This is a genomic window from Shewanella sp. AC34-MNA-CIBAN-0136 (assembly GCF_040309945.1).
Taxonomy (GTDB): Bacteria; Pseudomonadota; Gammaproteobacteria; order Enterobacterales; family Shewanellaceae; genus Shewanella.
In genome coordinates this window covers 146,178-163,099 of the sequence record NZ_JBEOPJ010000010.1, presented here as the reverse complement: position 1 = coordinate 163,099, position 16,922 = coordinate 146,178, and the positions used below count along the sequence as shown (strand labels likewise).

Sequence of the window (16,922 nt, the reverse complement as noted above, 5' to 3'; positions counted from 1 at the left end):
CCAAATCCCACCAAATACACCCGTTTCAGCATAGTTGAAGGTCGATAGAAACAACAAATATCTTATCTCGCTTAACAATCATTAACGTGATTTACATCAAGTTAACCTCGCTAAAATGGTTTTAGGCTGAAGGTAAGCATAACCACTGAGCATAAAGTTAATCAATATTAGATTCAACACATCTCATTTCCAAATTGTGTTGCTGCTAAAGCAAGCATCATTGTTATTGGCATAACATCTGATGAATGCAAATTGAAATGAACCCGAAATCCGCTGACTCAGCTTAAAGGAGTAACTTATGTTTCCAGAGTACCGAGACTTAATATCTAAACTTAAAGTCACAGATAAGCACTTTATCAAAAAGTTTAATGACCACAATCAACTCGATGAGCAAATTACCGCACTAGAAAAGCACAGTAGTAGTGATGCAACAGCTGAATTAAAACTAATGAAAAGCACGAGATTGCACCTTAAAGAACAAATATTAGATATTTTAAAAAATCATCAACAAGAGGTTTAGGCGCACATAAAAATAAAGGACGCTAGTGCGTCCTTTAGGATGTCGTCAAACTACACCATCAATTAAAGATAATAATCTTTAAGTGGTGGGAAGCCGTTAAAACATACTGCTGAATAGGTCGTAGTGTAAGCACCAGCGGTTAACCAGTACATACGGTCACCAATGGCTAAATCAACCGGTAAACCATAGCTATAGTGCTCATACATAATATCGGCACTGTCACAGGTTGGGCCGGCAATAACGCACTTATCTAACTCGCCTTTACGCTCAGTATAGATTGGGAATTTAATCGCTTCGTCCATGGTTTCAATTAAACCAGAGAACTTACCCACATCTGTAAATACCCAGCGCTCTAATGCAGTGTTTGATTTACGCGAAATCAATACCACTTCAGATACCAATACACCAGCATTTGAAAGCAATGAACGGCCAGGCTCTAGAATAATCTCGGGTAATTCGTCACCAAAATCTTCTTCTAGGAAATGCTTAATCTGCTGAGCATAAACACCTAGTTCATTCGTTTTATCCATATAGTTGGCAGGAAAACCACCCCCTAAATTGATCATCTTTAACACAATGCCATGTTCTTCTTTTAAACGGTCGTAAATGCTTTTCACTTTACCGATAGCAGAATCCCACGCACCGATATCACGTTGTTGTGAACCAACGTGGAAAGAAATGCCATGCGGTTGTAAGCCTAACTCTTTTGCCAATACTAATAAGTCGTACGCCATTTCATTTTGGCAACCAAACTTACGTGATAAAGGCCAGTCGGCTGTGTGTGTACCTTCAGTTAAAATACGCAAGTACACTTTTGAACCAGGAGCTTCTTCCGCAATCATGCGTAAATCGGCTTCAGAATCTGAAGCAAACATACGTACGCCTTGTTCAAAGAATGATCGTACATCAACGCGTTTCTTAATGGTGTTACCGTAGCTAATACGATCAGCAGAAACACCTATCGACGTGACCATTTCAAGTTCATAAATGGACGCGATATCAAAGTTTGAACCTTTGTCTCGTAACAAGGTTAAAATTTCTTTGGCCGGATTTGCCTTAACCGCATAATAGATATTAGCGAAAGGAAAATTATTAACCATATCATCATATTGTTTCGCAACGATTTGGGTGTCAATAACTACAAATGGCGTTGGCTTATCTTTAGCAAATGCCTCTATGCGGTCAAACGTGTCCTTGTCATAATAATCTGCAACATCAATCGATTGAAATTGGCTCATTAGGCCAGTGCCTCCTGTAAGTAGGGCGATAAAAGTGTCATTACGAATCTGTAAAAACATGCGCAGTAAACGATATTTTTAATCAATACGCAACGAATTTTTATGCAAAAAGTATACTTTTTTATTCTTCGAGAAATATCAATAACACGCAACGCCTTACTAGCTTAATACACTGCGTTATTGATTAGTTTCTGCGTCTAGAAAGTATAGACATTTGTCAGAAAAATGCTCATAAAGTCGTTGAAAATATTTTCGCCGTGATGGCATTTAACACTCATCACAGACTTACACCTTAGAGTAAAAAGTTGTTATCATCCAATTTGATAACAACTTAACGTGCTTCAATAAGGAACATAGAATGAACGAACCCAGTTTAGATCAAGAGCTCCAACAACTGCAAAATGTCTATAGCGTCATCACTGAGTTTGTTGTTGCGTACAGCTTCCAAATTGCGGGTGCGATTATTATTTTCTTATTGGGGCTTTGGGTGGCAAACAAAGCCGCCAACGTTGTCGCCGCTCAACTGAAAAAACATAATATTGATATCACCCTCAGTAACTTTGCTTCCAACTTAGTTAAAATCATTATTATTGTGATGGTTGCTGTTATCTGTTTAGGCAAACTAGGGATTAGCGTAACGCCAATGGTGGCTGCTATTGGTGCCGCTTCACTCGGAGCAGGCTTGGCATTACAAGGAATGTTATCTAATTATGCTGCCGGCATTACCATTATTGTCACCCGCCCTTTTGTGGTTGGCAATACCATTGAAATTAAAGGTGTCAGCGGTGTGGTTGAAATCATTAAACTAGGCCAAACCATATTAACCAACGAAGAAGGCGAACAAATCAGTATTCCCAACAAGCACATTGTCGGTGAAATTCTACATAATTCATTCGCTTATAAATTGGTTGAAAACAAAATTAACATTGATTACCAAGCTGATGCGGATCATGTTATCCAATTAATTAATGGCGTGCTTGCCGCTGCTCCGGCAATTTATCAAGACAAGAAACCATTAGTCGGCATCAATGGATTTAATACTGTGGGGATAGAAGTTGGTGTACGTTATTGGGTACCGACAACACGCTATTTCGAAGAGAAGTACCACACTAACCTAGCCATAATCAAAGCACTCAATCAAGCCAAAATTAAGATACCTTGCCCGGTAAAGGAAATACATTTACAGCACTAGTTTTAATAGCACTAGTATTCACAGTTCTGTATTCGCAAGGCTGAAGGTTCTCTTCACCGCATAAAGTCTCACTATTGAAAGGGCTGCATATAAGGCTGAGTGGAAGCAGTTGCACTTTTTAGTCCATTCAATCTAACTGGCCCTAACAAACTGAATTGGGGCCAACAGACTATTGCCACCAATGGAGATTCCCGCGAGACTATATTGAATAAAGCAATTCATCACGCAGTAGTGGGCTGATCCACAAAGAATGCAATGAGAATAGCAGTACAGACGCTACAATAAATAATCATAACAATCAACTACTTACTACAGGCGAGCAAACTCGATCACTATATATTTACTCTCAAAAACCACTGTGAATAGAATGAATAATATAATATATGCAGTAAACCCCGTCTTCCTTACTAAGTACATTTAATGAAACTCACTTCACTAAGCGCAATAAATTAAGCTGATTTGACTAAACTCATTTAAGCAGGCTCATTGAAATAAATGCGACCAAATCATTCTCCCCCCCAAACAACCAATAGCAAACGAACCAACTGGTTCACTTTGCATGTTAAGCTCTGGTCTTTATCACAATTTATTTTCTGCTGAAGCACTATATTCCATTATGAAAAAACTAAGTCGAAATGAAAGACTGGCTGTTATTCTCAAGTTACTCAGTATGCATAAAAAACTGTCTAACCAAAAAATATCCACATTACTGGCAGTAACCGCTAAAACGGTTCGTTGTGATCTCGTGCAGCTGGAAAAAGACGGTCTAGTAAAACGAATTCATGGCGGAGTCTGTCAGTCTGAAGGCGCGAATATCAAAAAGTATAGCTTGGACGCTATGTTGGCAGAATTACTCGACCGCAGCATACTGAATGACAGCAATGAACTCGACTCAAACCAAGGTAGATTAATCAAAATGAAACATAATGTATTTGTACTTGGCTCATTCAATGTCGATATTGTGGCAAAATTAGCACGCTTTCCCCAACCGGGTGAAACCTTGCATTCAAGTAGCAGTAGTATTGGCGCTGGCGGCAAAGGGGCAAACCAAGCTTATGCTGCGGCTAAAAATGGTGCCCATATTACCTTTATGACTAAAATTGGTACTGATCAATTTAGTCAATTTGCGCGCCAACACCTCAACAGTACCGGCATAGACAACACGATTATCCTCGAGTCATCAACTAGCCCGACAGGTACCGCGATGATTTACGTTAGTGAACAAGCTGGCGAGAATATGATTGCGGTCAACGAAGGCGCAAACATGACGCTGACCGATGATGAAATACACTCAGCCAAACACCATATTGTTAGTGCACAATTATTTTTAACCCAGCTTGAAACCAATTTTGATGCTATCAAGCTCGCGATGAGCATTGCCAAAGACAATGGCGCAAAAGTGATCCTCAATCCGGCGCCGTATCATCAGAGAACTCTCGAGTTATTACCTTTGGTTGATATGATCACCCCTAATGAAACAGAAGCTTCGTTAATGACAGGAATCGAAGTAACCAATCTAGACAGTGCTAAGCAGGCCGCGATTGCAATACATGCCTTAGGCGTAACATCGGTAGTCATCACTCTCGGATCTGATGGGGTATTACTTTATGAAAATGATCACTTCACCCTGCTAGATGCACTAAAAAGCGCGGTTGTTGATACCACTGGTGCAGGCGATGCTTTTAATGGCGCTTTAGTCGCTGAGCTTGCTAGAGGCAGTACACTGCATCAGGCCGCTAAATATGCCAACGCTTATGCGTCACTCGCTGTTGAGCGCCTCGGCGCAGCAAATATGCCAGACGGCTCACTTGTCGCAGCAAGACTTAATGCTTAATAGCGAGTGCAGAGTTCTAATGTAAAGCGCTAATGTAAAACACTAGAGTCGAACTCCCATGAAAAAAGCGCAGTGATTACTGCGCTAGTGTTAGGTAAGCGGTATTAGTCCGCCAGATGCCGACAGTGCTATTTCAATCTTGCGGCATAATTGATAATACTGTCGCGATATAGCTCCAATAGTTCGGCATCTTTGACCGCGACTGCAACCTGTTGCGGCGCCTGATTCATCCATTTATCATGCGGGTAAACACGGTCATCAATCTTCTGAATGGTCATTCCTTCGGCAACACCATCGACAACCACTCTTATTGGCCCTTCTCTAAGTGTGAACAACTCTGGATTAATCACATAGGCAATGGCAGAGGGGTCATGCACATGGCAAGCTTCTAAGCCCACTTTTTCACTATAAAACCTCAAATAGAACCGGCTAACATCCCAAATAAATTGGCCAACGTCGCCTGCATTGTCACGTAATTGGTCAAGATAATCACGAGTAAAAAAGCTTTGTTCAGTCACGTCTAAGCCAATCACAACCACAGGCCATGAGGCCGTCAACACTATATCAGCAGCATGAGGGTCATCGTGTACATTAGCTTCGGCAAAAGGGGTCACATTGCCACGATGACCGTTCTCACCAAAAGCGCCACCCATAATGACCACCTTGTTAACTAAGTCGACAATGCTTGGGTCAGCCTGAAGCGCTAGCGCAAGGTTAGTTAACGGACCGATGGCCACTAAAGTAATCTCACCAGGCTCCGCCTTTACAGCGTCAATGATGTATTGATACGCAGGCCGCGGATCAGCTTGACCTTCTACTTCGGCTGGGACATTCACATCACCAAAGCCACCTTCTCCGTGAACAACGACCGTTGGGCCAACTGGAGGACGTACGATAGGTTTACTCGCGCCAGTGACAATATCGGCTTGCAACTGAAATTTTTGTTTAAGATAAAGCGCGTTACGGGTCGCATTCTCAATGGTTACATTGCCATAAATAGTAGTAATGGCCTTAAGTTCGATATCGGGATGTGCTTCGGCAAAGAGAATAGCAAATACATCATCAATACCGGGATCTGTGTCTAATATTATTTTAGTTTTCATGGGGATCACTGTCCTACTTTATTAAGTGAATCGATACACTATAAGGTTTTACTGAATATCCTGCGATGAGACTCACAGGCCCTTCAATGCATACCAACAAGATATTCGAAGATGATTAACGACTGCGACAAACGAACGGTTACAGGGTCCTGAGGCTCATTAAATCCCTTGGCACTATACAAAAATAGTGCCGACAGAAGTGTGATTGTTCGTCAAACTTTAATCTGTAAGTGAACATAATGGTTCACTTACACGTGTGCAACTGGCTATAACAAGTTTGATATGAAATAGGCCGAATATTATATTTTGCCTTACATATCCCACCTTTTAACCCGAGTTGAGGTTAATTTACAACACCTCGAAAAAGTAAAGTTTACTTGACAAGCATTAATAGATTGCGATAACTTAAAGTCAAGCTTAGTTGACATAATGACAACTAAACACGACCAAGGGAATGTTGATAATGTCGCCACTAACACACAATCAAGACTGGAAAAATACCAACAAACATAATACAGCTCGTTTAGCAAAATGGACTTTAGCGTGGGTGATAAGTATGGCCGTCGCCAACTTTGGTCCACAATTTATTTGGCAACAAGATGTCATCACCATAATGGCCATTGGCATTAATTTCATGATGGGTATCGGGATGATTTTAGCCAATAGACGCCAACTACTTGGCTTAGATGAATTGCAGCAAAAAATTCAATTAAATGCGATGGGCCTCAGTCTGGGGGTGGGGCTAATTGTTGGCTTGAGCTACTCAAATTTAGACACAACAAACTTAATAGCTGGTCACGCGGAAATTTCTCACTTGGTGATCATTATGGGACTCACCTATTTAGTCGGTATTATTTTAGGCCATAGGAAGTACCAATGAAAAATCGCCTAAAAGTACTCAGGGCAGAGCAAGACCTGACCCAAGCACAACTAGCAGACTTACTTAATGTTTCCAGGCAGACGATCAATGCGATCGAAACTGGTAAGTTTGATCCTAGTTTGCCATTAGCCTTTAAAGCGGCACGTTTATTCAAGCTACCTATTGAAAGTATCTTTGAAGACGAAGTGTAGCTAATAGTATTTATAATCAATGTTATAAATACTATGTTATAAAAACAATGCTATAAAAAATGTTAAACGCTATGGCGGTCGATTCAGCTCAAGCATTGGCTAAATTTACAGTCTTAACGCTAACAGCCCTATGGATTGATAAGAGATTAATATCCTTTACGCCAAAGCTGGTTTAGTTTTCGGTTTGAGAAGACCAATACCAAAGGCGGCCATTGCCACTGCTATGATAGCATTAAGGTAGTTGAAAAAAGCATAGGGCGCGTAGTCAAGTACGTCTACCCCTAGAGTGGCGGTATAAAAGGCACCAGCTGTGGTCCACGGAATAAGGCCTGTAGTCATAGTGGCACCTTCTTCAACTGAGCGCGAAAGAATGGCGGCCTCTAAATTTTGTTGCTCATATTTGGGCTTAAACAGTTGGCAACTGAGAATAATCGAAATATAAGCCTCTCCCATAGCAATGTTACCTAAAAAACCGGACATAATCGTCGTCGCAATAAGGGTGGCGGTGCGCTGCACTCTTTTTATGATGCCGGCTAATAGTGCGGTGAGAAATCCCGCGCCGTGTAAAATGCCGCCTAGCGCGATAGCCATTAACGCCAGCAGCAAGGTCCAGCTCATACTGCTAATGCCGCCGCGACCAAGCAAAGCATCTAAACTGGCGATACCCGTTGATTCGGGCGTATTTTCCCACAGTGCATTAAGCACGGAGATAGCACTTTCTTGCTGATAAAAAATCGCGATTAGCACGGCGAGTATTATGCTGCATGACATCGTCACTTCTGCGGGCACTTTTCTAATGCTCAGTACCGCGAGTAAAATCAGTGGTAATAACGTAATCAGCGGCGTAAGGCTGTAATTGTTGGCAAGTGCGGTTTGAATTGAGGTAACTTCTGCCAAGTCTAGATTTTGCTCACCATAGTTAAATCCGATCGCTAAAAATATTAAAAAAGTGAGGATAAAAGTCGGCGTAGTAGTGAACAGCATGGCATAAATGTGTCGATAAAGATCGGTGCCAGCACTCATAGCAGCAAGGTTTGTGGTATCTGAAATCGGCGACATTTTATCACCGAAGGTTGCACCGCAGACAATCATACCGGCAACCAAAGGTAGGGGGATATTCATGGCAGAGCCGATACCAATAAAAACCACACCTAAAGTGCCGACGGTACCCCAAGATGTTCCAGTTGCTAGCGACATCAAGGCGCACAGTAATAAACCAACGGCCAAAAACAAACTCGGACTCAACCAGCTAAGGCCATAATAAATAAGTGTGGCGATGGTGCCACTGTGCATAAAACTAGCAATCACCATGCCGATCAATATAAATATATAGATGGCAGGCATGGCTCTGGTGAGGGCGTTAGTCATCAACTCACGTATCTGTATATAGCCGTAACCAAGACTAAAAGCGTTGAGTCCTACCCACAACAGGCACAGAAACATTAGTGTATGCAGGCTGATCCCTAGACCAAAAAGTCCACCCGCTATGGTGATGATAATCACGCTAAAACAGATAAGAGACTGCAAAAAACTAGGGCTACGGGGTAAGTTAGGAGTGATTACAGACATTGGCACACATTATGGTAACAATTGGGATGAAGCTGAGTATATCAGCACAAGTAATTGGGTAAACTACAAACAAGCAGGATATTAAAAATAAACATTTTATCTATTATAAACAGCATGTTAAATGCCAAGTAAAAGCCAACTCAAAAGATATATCATCACAGAGTGCTGCACATGATTATTTATACATTCATTTACAAGCTCATTTACAGGCACAATGGGTTACATCCTCGATATCCTCTTCGTCCTCCCTATACTCAAAAAGCTGTTGCGCTTGTCGGGTTGAAGATTTTGGTTGCGAAATAAATTTAGCCTATTGCCTTAAAAAAACGTCTAGTTTTGTATAAATAACGTATCTAGTATGACCACATACGTTTTTAATCAATATTCACATGGTAAAAATTATCCATTAGTTATCGATTCACAACCTATTGTTGCGGAGTCTATTGTTGCTGTATCTAATGCAGATACGTATTCTTTTTTACCATGTGAAAGAGGCATTATCATGAATCACAACCCTTCTCAGCCACTTCGCGTTACCTGGGCACTTAAAACAAGCTTTATTGCTGATGCTTTGGCCATGCCAGTGCATTGGTATTATCAACCGATGGAAATCGAGCGTGCCTTTACTGGTGGTATTCAGCGCTTTGAGGCCGCACCTGAGTTTCACCCTTCATCTATTATGTCCTTGCACTCCAAACATAAAGGGGGGCGACAGTCCAATGATCGGTCGTCTAAGGGGCATTCAGCTAACGATCAGTCGCCGCAAGTGGTAGGCGATATTATTTTAAAAGATAAGGCGCAGTTTTGGGACAAACCGAATGTACATTATCATCAAGGCATGCTGGCGGGTGAAAACACCCTCAACGCCCATTGCGCTCGAGTAGTGATGCGCACCCTGGCGAGTTCGCCACACCCCTATGACCGACAAGCATTTGTTAATGCCTACATTGACTTTATGACAATAACTCCCGCCGCTCATCCCGATACTTATGCAGAGTCCTACCATAGAGGATTTTTTGCTAACTTGGCGCAGGGACGCAAGCTTGAAAACTGTGGCATGATAACTCACGACACTGCATCTATTGGTGCATTGGTGACCATAGCACCTTTGGTTTTTTCAGAACGACTTAAGGGCATCAGCGAAGCCGAAATAAAGATTACCTGCCGAGCGCATCTGGCCTTAACCCATCCTGATGAATCTTTAATGCAGGTATGTGATAGCTACGTGCAACTGTTGTGCGCTCTGATGGATGGGCCGGATGAAGCAGGCGTTAAGGCTCTTTTACTTGAAGCAAGCATAGGCCTAACCAGTACTAATTTAGCCGGTCTGTTAAAACGTAATGTGCCCGACAATCAGGTCGTCGGCCAAATATTTTCAAGGGCATGTTATATTTCAGATTCTTGGCCTGTCGTCTTGTACCTGGCCTGTAAATACCAACATGATCCTTGGCAAGCACTGCGAGTGAATACTAACTTAGGCGGTGACAACGTACATCGAGGAATAGTGCTGGGAACCTTACTGGGATTGCAAAGCGATGCTGTGGCCACCAGCTGGTTTGAACAACTGGCAGACCACAAATTGATTGCTCAAGAAATTGAGGCACTTATCAGCGTGGCAAGCGCTCCCAAACCGTAAGTTCAGACAAAGTATGCTGAAACTTGTGCTGAGTTTCGCGGATCACAAACGGGACTTTGCGCGGCTCACCAACCAACTTAAAATGGCTTGATAGTTGATCTTTCAAGCCATCTAACGTGCTGTAGTTTTCACCATCTTTTTTGAAACCCCCTATCCACTCTTCCTTAGGTGTATGTTCTTCCAACCACGTGTAAGGCGATGCAATAATAAGCAAGCCGCCATCATTGATGCGCTGTGCCATATCCGCCAGAAAACGACTCGGCTGGTAAAGCCTATCAATCAAATTAGCTGCTAAAACTAAATCATAAGCCGTGAATTGGGGTTTGAGGTTACAGGCGTCGCCTTGATGAAATGCGACACGGTTTGCATAAGTGTCCAACCCTAATTCTTGCAGGGTACGAGTATGATAGCTCACTAATTCGCCTTCTTCGGCACGGGCGTAACGCACTGCGCCTTGCTGCGCCATTTTAGCTGCTAGGCGAGTAAAGTTTGCTGAAAAATCAATACCGTCTACTTCATCGAACTGGCGGGCCAACTCAAAACTTGCTCGGCCACAGGCACAACCTAAGTCAAGTGCTTTACCGGTGGGTTTACCCTTCATTGCCTCAAGTGCAATATCAGCTAAAGCTTTAGGAAAATTCTCTACGCCATACCAGGTGTCACCAAAGTGAAACTCTGCATATTCTGACAATAATTGGTCACTTTCGTAGTAAGCCTTAGGAGACGTTGCATCAACTTCAGAGGCAATATAACGAAATCCGGCGTGCTGCGTAAAGTGACGCCTAAATGCATAACGTGCACTAAGACGCGCTTCGTTTCCACTTGAAATCCATGAACCACCTTTGATCAAGTTGTGTTTACCATCAAAAGTTGGCGTGGTGAAATCGTCATACAGTGGATGTACTTTAAAGTTATCGAAGGGGTAAATAGGCGTTTCAGTCCATTGCCATACGTTGCCCACCACATCAAACCAATTGCCATGTTGATAGCGTGTTACCGGGCAGCATGATGCAAAATGGTCGAGATGCAAGTTTGCATTGGCCGCGCTGTTACCCAGCTCTTCTACGCCCGCTTGTGCACACAATCGATACCATTCATCTTCAGTTGGCATGCGAATTTTCTGTCCAGTTTCTTCAGTCTTCCATTCACAAAACGCTTTCGCTTCATGATAGTTAACTTCGGCAGGCCAGTCCCAAGCCATATCAATTTCTTCCGTCATTAAGCGCAAGCGCCAGCCATTGTGCCAACGCCAAAATGCTGGGTGTTTTGCCTCAGTAAATTGCCGCCAAGCCAGACCTTCATCACTCCAAAAACGATTATGCTCATAACCACCGTCCTCAACAAACTCGAGGAACTCCTGATTGCTGACTAAATATTGGCTGGCTTTAAACTCAGCTACCTCAGCCTGATGTTGGCCATATTCATTGTCCCAGCCATAAAATGCACTATCAAATGATTGTCCAAGATTAACTGAGCCAGCGGCGACGCTTATTAGTTTATTTTTTGGCGCCTGGCCAGCATCTTTACAAGCTGGCCATTGAGGTAATGGCTGGACTTTAGCCAACTCATGTTGGCGAATGAGTACCGACGATGTCTCAAGGTGAATACGCTCGTGCTCAATACCCATGACGATGGGCCACCAGGTATTTTCCCAATCAATGGGTAGGGCAAGGTCCAAGGTATCAATTAATGTTAATACTGTGGCGCGCACTTTTGCACGGTAGTCTTTTACCGCAGCAACACTGGGCCAGTCATAACTGTCTTCAGACAAATCATCCCAGCTCATTTCATCAACGCCCACAGCAAAAATAGATTCCATATGAGGATTAATCCGATCGGATATCAGTTTTGCCAATAGTAGCTTGTTGATGAAAAAAGTGGCCGTATGCCCAAGATAAAAAATAAGCGGGTGGCGCAAAGGTATAGGTTTTTGATAGAAACCAGTATCGTCGCGCAAACAATCAAACAGTTGCGTATAGGTATCAAAGGTGTTGGTGAAGTAAAGCGCTATTTCTTGGCGCTTATCATCCACGGTGCCACTGTCCAGTGTAGGGGTTCGGCGCAATGATCCAGAGTCAACAAATGTTGCGGATCGTTTAGCCATTCCTTGAGCGTTTTGTATAGGTAATGTCATCGTGAAACACGTTCCTTTAATTCTTATTCTATATTCATACGATTAACTACTGGATAAAGGGTCAATTTTTTTACTTTATATTGATATTACCCGTAAAAAAAAGTTTTGCCGGTGGTTAAACGTCTCTGCCCTGCAGTTTTTTAATTGCTTCGACTAAGTAATCTCGTGAACAGCCGAAGTTCAAGCGAAAACAGTCTTTATCACCAAAGTCTCTGCCCGCTGATGGGCCGACACCTTTGGCTTCACACCAGGCTTGCGTATCGGGGACTTGTAAACCGCTGGCATCAACCCACAGTAAAAAAGTCGCCGCGGGTGAGATAGCTTTTAAACCGTCGATTTTGTTGATTTCAGTCACTAGATAATCACGATTTTCAGTTAAATACGCCACTTGTTGTTGATGCCACTCATCGCAATGCCTGAAGGCTGCATTAGTGGCGGTAAGACCTATGACTGTTACCGATGGTAACCTGCCGCGGGCTGCATGGTTGAATGCTACTCTTAATTTTTCGTTTGGAATAATAGCGAAAGACGTACCTAATCCCGCGATATTGAAGGTTTTACTGGCGGCCATTAATGTCACTGAATGCTCAGCCAATTCTGGGTGCGCACTGGCGGGTAAATGTGGCACGTCATCTAAAATTAAATCACAGTGTATTTCATCCGAGCACAGCATGACGCCATGTTTTCTGCATATTGCTGCAATTGTGTCGAGTTCTGCTTGGTTTAAGACGGTTCCAAGCGGATTCATTGGATTACACATAATAAATAAGCTGGCTTTAGGATCCGCAGCAGCCTCTTCCAAGGCATCAAAATCGAGTGTCCAGCGACCCTCCACTTCTATCGAGCCGATACAAGTTCGCTTGAGATTATTAATTGCCGGTGCAGCCAATATAGGAGGATAATTTGGTGTTTGTACGATAACCGTATCACCTGCTTGGCAATAAGCTTGAATAGCCACATTAAATGCAGGCACCACACCCGGAGTCCACACTAGCCAACTAGGATCAATCTTCCAGTTATATTGACGTTGACACCACGCCACAACGGCCTCACTGGCATCGGTATCGTGAGCAGGTAAGGTATAACCGAACAGGCCATCATCAATGCGCTGATGTAAGGCAGACAAAATAGGCTCAGCACAGCGAAACTCAGTATCAGCAATCCACATAGGCAATATATCTGTACCTTTGTATTTTTCCCATTTATGGGCTTTTGACGATGTGCGGTCAGGTTTATCACTGAAGTTCATTGCGGATCCTTTGATTATTCATTTGCTAGTCTACAGAAAACAGCCGACTTAGCCTGTTATAAAAAAACCTACCGATGTTATAGGTAGGTTTTAGGGTCTGTTTATGATTTTCGGGTCAACTTATAAACAGCTTCATTAAGCCAAGGCACGTGTTTATTCATAAACCTCGGATTGTCAGCCAGTACATCAACACACTCCAATAATTCAACATCAAAATATGGCGTTAAATAGCTTTTAACCCAATCTGGACTAACTGCAAATGGCGGCCCTTTTAGAGTATCTTGTAGGTAATCTAGGGTAATTAATAAGCCACTTACATTCGCCGGTATAAGCGCAGCGAGTGCTTTAACATACTGTTGGCGCATTTCTTCTGGCCACGCAATCAGGGCAGCACGATCGTAAAAACCACTAATCGACGCTGTTGCACTTTTGGGTAGAGTAAAAATATCCCCTTGATATAAGGTGACTTGATCGGCAGAAAAGACTACATGTTCGTCGGTAGGATTAACTTGATAAGTAAGATCATTGTCGGTAAAAAATTGTTCAACTGCGAGGGTATTGAGTTCACATCCCAGCACAGTATGGCGCTGCTCGGCCAAATAAAACATATCCAATGATTTACCACATAGAGGAACGAATACCTCAGTGTTTTCATTCAAACCAATATGCGACCAATATTTTACTAAAAAAGGGTTCACTTGGTTTTGGTGAAAACCAATTTGTTGTAACTGCCATTTTTCATGCCAAAAGCTGGGTTCCATGATGCTATTCTTCAGTCAAGTTGCTAATGAGATGCTGGCTACTTTAAAGACTAAAAAAAAAGGATGCAACCTCCCTTAATGATTTGGCATTCAACTGCCTAAGCTTTACCGTCTAGTGTCATTTGTACTTGCCTTAACCAACGACAGTTTTCACATTGGCACTTTCTGCGCGACATGTGGTGTGGGCTTAAATTTGAGTCAATGTAATCGACCGCTATTAATAATTGTTGCTTTAATTGGTCAACCGACTTCATCTCAAGCGCAACCATTTCATCGTTATGATTAATCCATAAACACTCCTCCCCCTGATGACAGGTTATGCATTGCTCATCACTTTGATTAAAAAACACTGCATGGGGACAATGGGTGACTTCCATTGATTGTAAAATTCGCTGCCGAGGAAAATTAAATAGCTGAATTAAATCAGCTTTATTTATATTATGCATATAACCTCTCACAAAAACGTTGATTAACTAGTACAGCCATAGTACCGAGTGTTGATTGATTTTGATTTGATATAGGTCAAGGTTTACTTATCATAATTTTTTAGATAGGAAGCGGCCGTTTACAATTAAAAATCCTTGCTCACAGAAAATACTGTGCGGTATTGAGTCAAAGAAACGCCATGTTTAAATAGACTGCGTGGATGTTTGGATACAATCTGTTGTTTTCAATAAGAAGCACTTGCCGCAGTAAGGTTAATCAAGGTTTAATGGACTTAAAAAGGAGGCTTACCTTTGCAAACACCGCAACTGCAACACTTTTATATCAATGAAGAGCAGTCCATCTATCTGCTCAGCGCCAATGATGCACGCAAGCATAAGGCCTGGATCCGCTTGTGTAAGCAACAGCTGAGTAAATTGGGATATCAGCAAATTGAATTTATTGGTAAGGGAGCCTATGGCTTTGTATTTGCGGGTATCAATGAGTTTAGCCAATCACATGTGTTTAAATTCTCAAGGGTAAACTTACCCCAAAGCGTCCAAGATAGGCTTGAAGAAGAAGCCTATATGCTTAGCCAAGTAAAACACCCCAATATACCTGGGGCGATAAAATTCGAGCGGGTCGGTAAGCAAGGCATTTTAGTAATGGAACGGGCTCAAGGAGAAGATCTCGACAAAATTTGCCAGCGATTAGGGGCTTTACCGCCGGTAATTATCGTCAGTATTGCGAGACAATTAGCCAATATTTTATATTATCTGCGTAAGGGTAAGCCTTTAGTGCATGGCGATATTAAGCCATCTAACTTGGTTTATGATATTGAAACCGACAAATTGTCCTTAATCGATTGGGGATCTGCGGTATTTGCTCAGCGAGATGAACACGGCCGCGCGGTCGATGACAATGTCATGTCCTTACTATCAAGCGACCAACAGCACACTAACGCGCGCATGGGCGATGTGTATTTTATTGGTGACGAACAACTGAGCGGTGCGTTATCTACGCCTCGATTCGACGAGCAAGGCGCTGCTGCAACCTTATATGCGCTCGCATCAGGACAAATTAGCCGTTTCGGCACAAAAATCATTCCAGCCACCAGCATAGGATTACCTATCGAACTGGCAAAAACACTCGATGCAATGCTCAGTGATGATGTTGAACGGCGCAATCTTGCGGGTGACTACTTTCTCAAAAGCCTGCGCCACAGCCATCGAATGCATTTGCCGATATTATCGACACCTCCGCTAGCACCCGACATTCCGGTGTGGGCTCAACCGCGATCTAAAGCCGTCGAAACCGTAAGTTACAGCTCGCGTAAATCGTTTTTGAAAGAGCACAATACTCTAGATCCCATTGCCAAAATGGATGATGTGCAATTAGAAAAATACTATCGCAATTTTATGGTGGGTATGGCCGATACCGAAAAAGGCTTTATTGCCGCAGTAGGCCGTTTAGCACAGTATCCAATCGTCGGCGGTTTGGTGATCCATTGGCAAGAGTCTGGGGTGTTTATCGACTCCAATTTAGCTATTTACGATCCCGACAGTAAAGCGCCGTTAGTGTTAGCAGTAAATAATATGGTCACCATGGCGCGAGGAATTAAGCGTATTGGGGTGTTCAAGGCTTGCTTCTTTAATGCCAAAGACACCTTACACCTTGAGCGAAAAAGTACCGAGCACCAATATAAAATAACCGGTGAACTGCAAATGCCGTTTGAGGTCGGTGATGTGCCCACCTTAGAAGATAAATCTCGGTTGCACTCATACTTTGAAGACGGTAAAGATCCGGAAGAAAACTTGGAACTGCCAGCAGAAATCATGACCGAACTGGGGTGGTTAAATCAAATCCACCATACTGGCTGTATTATTTTTGAAGCACTACCAAACCATTTAAAAATCCACAGTTACTTACGTTTATTAAATCCACGAAAACAGGCGGCATTTCGAGCCTGTTTGGATAGAATTATGACTCACGCAAATAAAATTCAAGGTCATGGTATTTCAGGTTTTATGAAACTGCCCTATAAAAACACTCGCCAATTTAGCCATATCGATCGTAAAGCAGATGATTTCTACCCTAGAAACCCTAAAGTCATCGTTGCAGAAGCCACTTTACCGCAAACAAAATAGCCATACTCCAAACACTATCATCATGCTGTTGCGGTGATACAAAGC

General features: G+C 42.6%; 14 protein-coding genes. 7 read left to right on the top strand and 7 right to left on the bottom strand.

The features are described 5' to 3' along the window. Window positions 1-298: 298 nt before the first annotated feature. Window positions 299-520, top strand: a complete 222-nt coding sequence (locus tag AAEY94_RS12085; protein ID WP_162023902.1) for an HP1242/YdcH family protein — start codon at window positions 299-301, stop codon at window positions 518-520. Window positions 521-582: 62 nt separating this feature from the next. On the opposite strand, the gene AAEY94_RS12080 is transcribed toward AAEY94_RS12085, so the two are convergent. After that, window positions 583-1,758, bottom strand: coding sequence for a type III PLP-dependent enzyme (locus tag AAEY94_RS12080; RefSeq protein ID WP_011638842.1), 1,176 nt, complete (start codon window positions 1,756-1,758; stop codon window positions 583-585). Window positions 1,759-2,116: 358 nt separating this feature from the next. Here AAEY94_RS12080 and AAEY94_RS12075 point away from each other — a divergent pair, with 358 nt between their 5' ends. Continuing rightward, complete coding sequence (locus AAEY94_RS12075; RefSeq protein ID WP_101085162.1) at window positions 2,117-2,950, top strand: mechanosensitive ion channel family protein; 834 nt, start codon at window positions 2,117-2,119, stop codon at window positions 2,948-2,950. 616 nt (window positions 2,951-3,566) lie between these two features. Next, window positions 3,567-4,784 (top strand): ribokinase, encoded by a 1,218-nt coding sequence (gene rbsK / locus AAEY94_RS12070; RefSeq protein ID WP_174839656.1) that lies wholly within the window; start codon window positions 3,567-3,569, stop codon window positions 4,782-4,784. A 128-nt stretch (window positions 4,785-4,912) separates the two neighbouring features. Here the strand turns inward: rbsK and AAEY94_RS12065 are convergent, their stop codons facing one another. Further along, a complete protein-coding gene (locus AAEY94_RS12065) occupies window positions 4,913-5,887 on the bottom strand; it encodes a nucleoside hydrolase (protein WP_350978956.1) in 975 nt (324 codons plus the stop codon). A 463-nt stretch (window positions 5,888-6,350) separates the two neighbouring features. Between AAEY94_RS12065 and AAEY94_RS12060 the strand changes: the two genes are divergently transcribed. Together AAEY94_RS12060 and AAEY94_RS12055 are read left to right on the top strand one after the other, a co-directional pair. Beyond that, complete coding sequence (locus AAEY94_RS12060) at window positions 6,351-6,767, top strand: hypothetical protein (RefSeq protein ID WP_101085159.1); 417 nt, start codon at window positions 6,351-6,353, stop codon at window positions 6,765-6,767. Further along, on the top strand, window positions 6,764-6,958 hold the full coding sequence (locus AAEY94_RS12055) for a helix-turn-helix transcriptional regulator (RefSeq protein ID WP_162023905.1): 195 nt from the start codon (window positions 6,764-6,766) through the stop codon (window positions 6,956-6,958). The genes AAEY94_RS12060 and AAEY94_RS12055 overlap by 4 nt, the downstream gene beginning before the upstream one ends. A gap of 156 nt (window positions 6,959-7,114) precedes the next feature. Here AAEY94_RS12055 and nhaC read toward each other — a convergent pair whose 3' ends face one another. Further along, on the bottom strand, window positions 7,115-8,527 hold the full coding sequence (gene nhaC, locus AAEY94_RS12050) for a Na+/H+ antiporter NhaC (protein ID WP_350978954.1): 1,413 nt from the start codon (window positions 8,525-8,527) through the stop codon (window positions 7,115-7,117). Between the two features lie 502 nt (window positions 8,528-9,029). Here nhaC and AAEY94_RS12045 point away from each other — a divergent pair. Further along, the gene (locus tag AAEY94_RS12045) at window positions 9,030-10,163 is read left to right on the top strand and encodes an ADP-ribosylglycohydrolase family protein (RefSeq protein WP_350978965.1); all 1,134 of its coding nucleotides are present in this window, start codon (window positions 9,030-9,032) and stop codon (window positions 10,161-10,163) included. On the opposite strand, the gene ovoA is transcribed toward AAEY94_RS12045, so the two are convergent. From ovoA to AAEY94_RS12025, 4 genes are all read right to left on the bottom strand, one after another. Continuing rightward, window positions 10,135-12,297 carry a 5-histidylcysteine sulfoxide synthase gene (gene ovoA, locus AAEY94_RS12040; protein WP_350978952.1) on the bottom strand — a complete coding sequence of 721 codons (2,163 nt, stop codon included), beginning with the start codon at window positions 12,295-12,297 and terminating at the stop codon, window positions 10,135-10,137. The genes AAEY94_RS12045 and ovoA overlap by 29 nt on opposite strands. A 115-nt stretch (window positions 12,298-12,412) precedes the next feature. After that, window positions 12,413-13,546 (bottom strand): MalY/PatB family protein, encoded by a 1,134-nt coding sequence (locus AAEY94_RS12035; RefSeq protein ID WP_350978951.1) that lies wholly within the window; start codon window positions 13,544-13,546, stop codon window positions 12,413-12,415. A 101-nt stretch (window positions 13,547-13,647) separates the two neighbouring features. Continuing rightward, window positions 13,648-14,307, bottom strand: coding sequence for a thiopurine S-methyltransferase (locus tag AAEY94_RS12030; RefSeq protein WP_182743103.1), 660 nt, complete (start codon window positions 14,305-14,307; stop codon window positions 13,648-13,650). 98 nt (window positions 14,308-14,405) lie between these two features. Continuing rightward, window positions 14,406-14,753, bottom strand: coding sequence for a hypothetical protein (locus AAEY94_RS12025; RefSeq protein ID WP_101085154.1), 348 nt, complete (start codon window positions 14,751-14,753; stop codon window positions 14,406-14,408). A 291-nt stretch (window positions 14,754-15,044) separates the two neighbouring features. Here AAEY94_RS12025 and AAEY94_RS12020 point away from each other — a divergent pair, with 291 nt between their 5' ends. Beyond that, the gene (locus AAEY94_RS12020; RefSeq protein ID WP_350978948.1) at window positions 15,045-16,877 is read left to right on the top strand and encodes a protein kinase domain-containing protein; all 1,833 of its coding nucleotides are present in this window, start codon (window positions 15,045-15,047) and stop codon (window positions 16,875-16,877) included. The last annotated feature ends 45 nt before the right edge of the window (window positions 16,878-16,922 follow it).

Excerpts from the sequence above, each read along its gene's own strand:
- AAEY94_RS12085 (WP_162023902.1), top strand. The coding sequence starts at position 299 with ATGTTTCCAGAGTACCGAGACTTAATATCTAAACTTAAAGTCACAGAT.
- AAEY94_RS12080 (WP_011638842.1), bottom strand. The coding sequence starts at position 1,758 with ATGAGCCAATTTCAATCGATTGATGTTGCAGATTATTATGACAAGGAC.
- AAEY94_RS12075 (WP_101085162.1), top strand. The coding sequence starts at position 2,117 with ATGAACGAACCCAGTTTAGATCAAGAGCTCCAACAACTGCAAAATGTC.
- rbsK (WP_174839656.1), top strand. The coding sequence starts at position 3,567 with ATGAAAAAACTAAGTCGAAATGAAAGACTGGCTGTTATTCTCAAGTTA.
- AAEY94_RS12065 (WP_350978956.1), bottom strand. The coding sequence starts at position 5,887 with ATGAAAACTAAAATAATATTAGACACAGATCCCGGTATTGATGATGTA.
- AAEY94_RS12060 (WP_101085159.1), top strand. The coding sequence starts at position 6,351 with ATGTCGCCACTAACACACAATCAAGACTGGAAAAATACCAACAAACAT.
- AAEY94_RS12055 (WP_162023905.1), top strand. The coding sequence starts at position 6,764 with ATGAAAAATCGCCTAAAAGTACTCAGGGCAGAGCAAGACCTGACCCAA.
- nhaC (WP_350978954.1), bottom strand. The coding sequence starts at position 8,527 with ATGTCTGTAATCACTCCTAACTTACCCCGTAGCCCTAGTTTTTTGCAG.
- AAEY94_RS12045 (WP_350978965.1), top strand. The coding sequence starts at position 9,030 with ATGAATCACAACCCTTCTCAGCCACTTCGCGTTACCTGGGCACTTAAA.
- ovoA (WP_350978952.1), bottom strand. The coding sequence starts at position 12,297 with ATGACATTACCTATACAAAACGCTCAAGGAATGGCTAAACGATCCGCA.
- AAEY94_RS12035 (WP_350978951.1), bottom strand. The coding sequence starts at position 13,546 with ATGAACTTCAGTGATAAACCTGACCGCACATCGTCAAAAGCCCATAAA.
- AAEY94_RS12030 (WP_182743103.1), bottom strand. The coding sequence starts at position 14,307 with ATGGAACCCAGCTTTTGGCATGAAAAATGGCAGTTACAACAAATTGGT.
- AAEY94_RS12025 (WP_101085154.1), bottom strand. The coding sequence starts at position 14,753 with ATGCATAATATAAATAAAGCTGATTTAATTCAGCTATTTAATTTTCCT.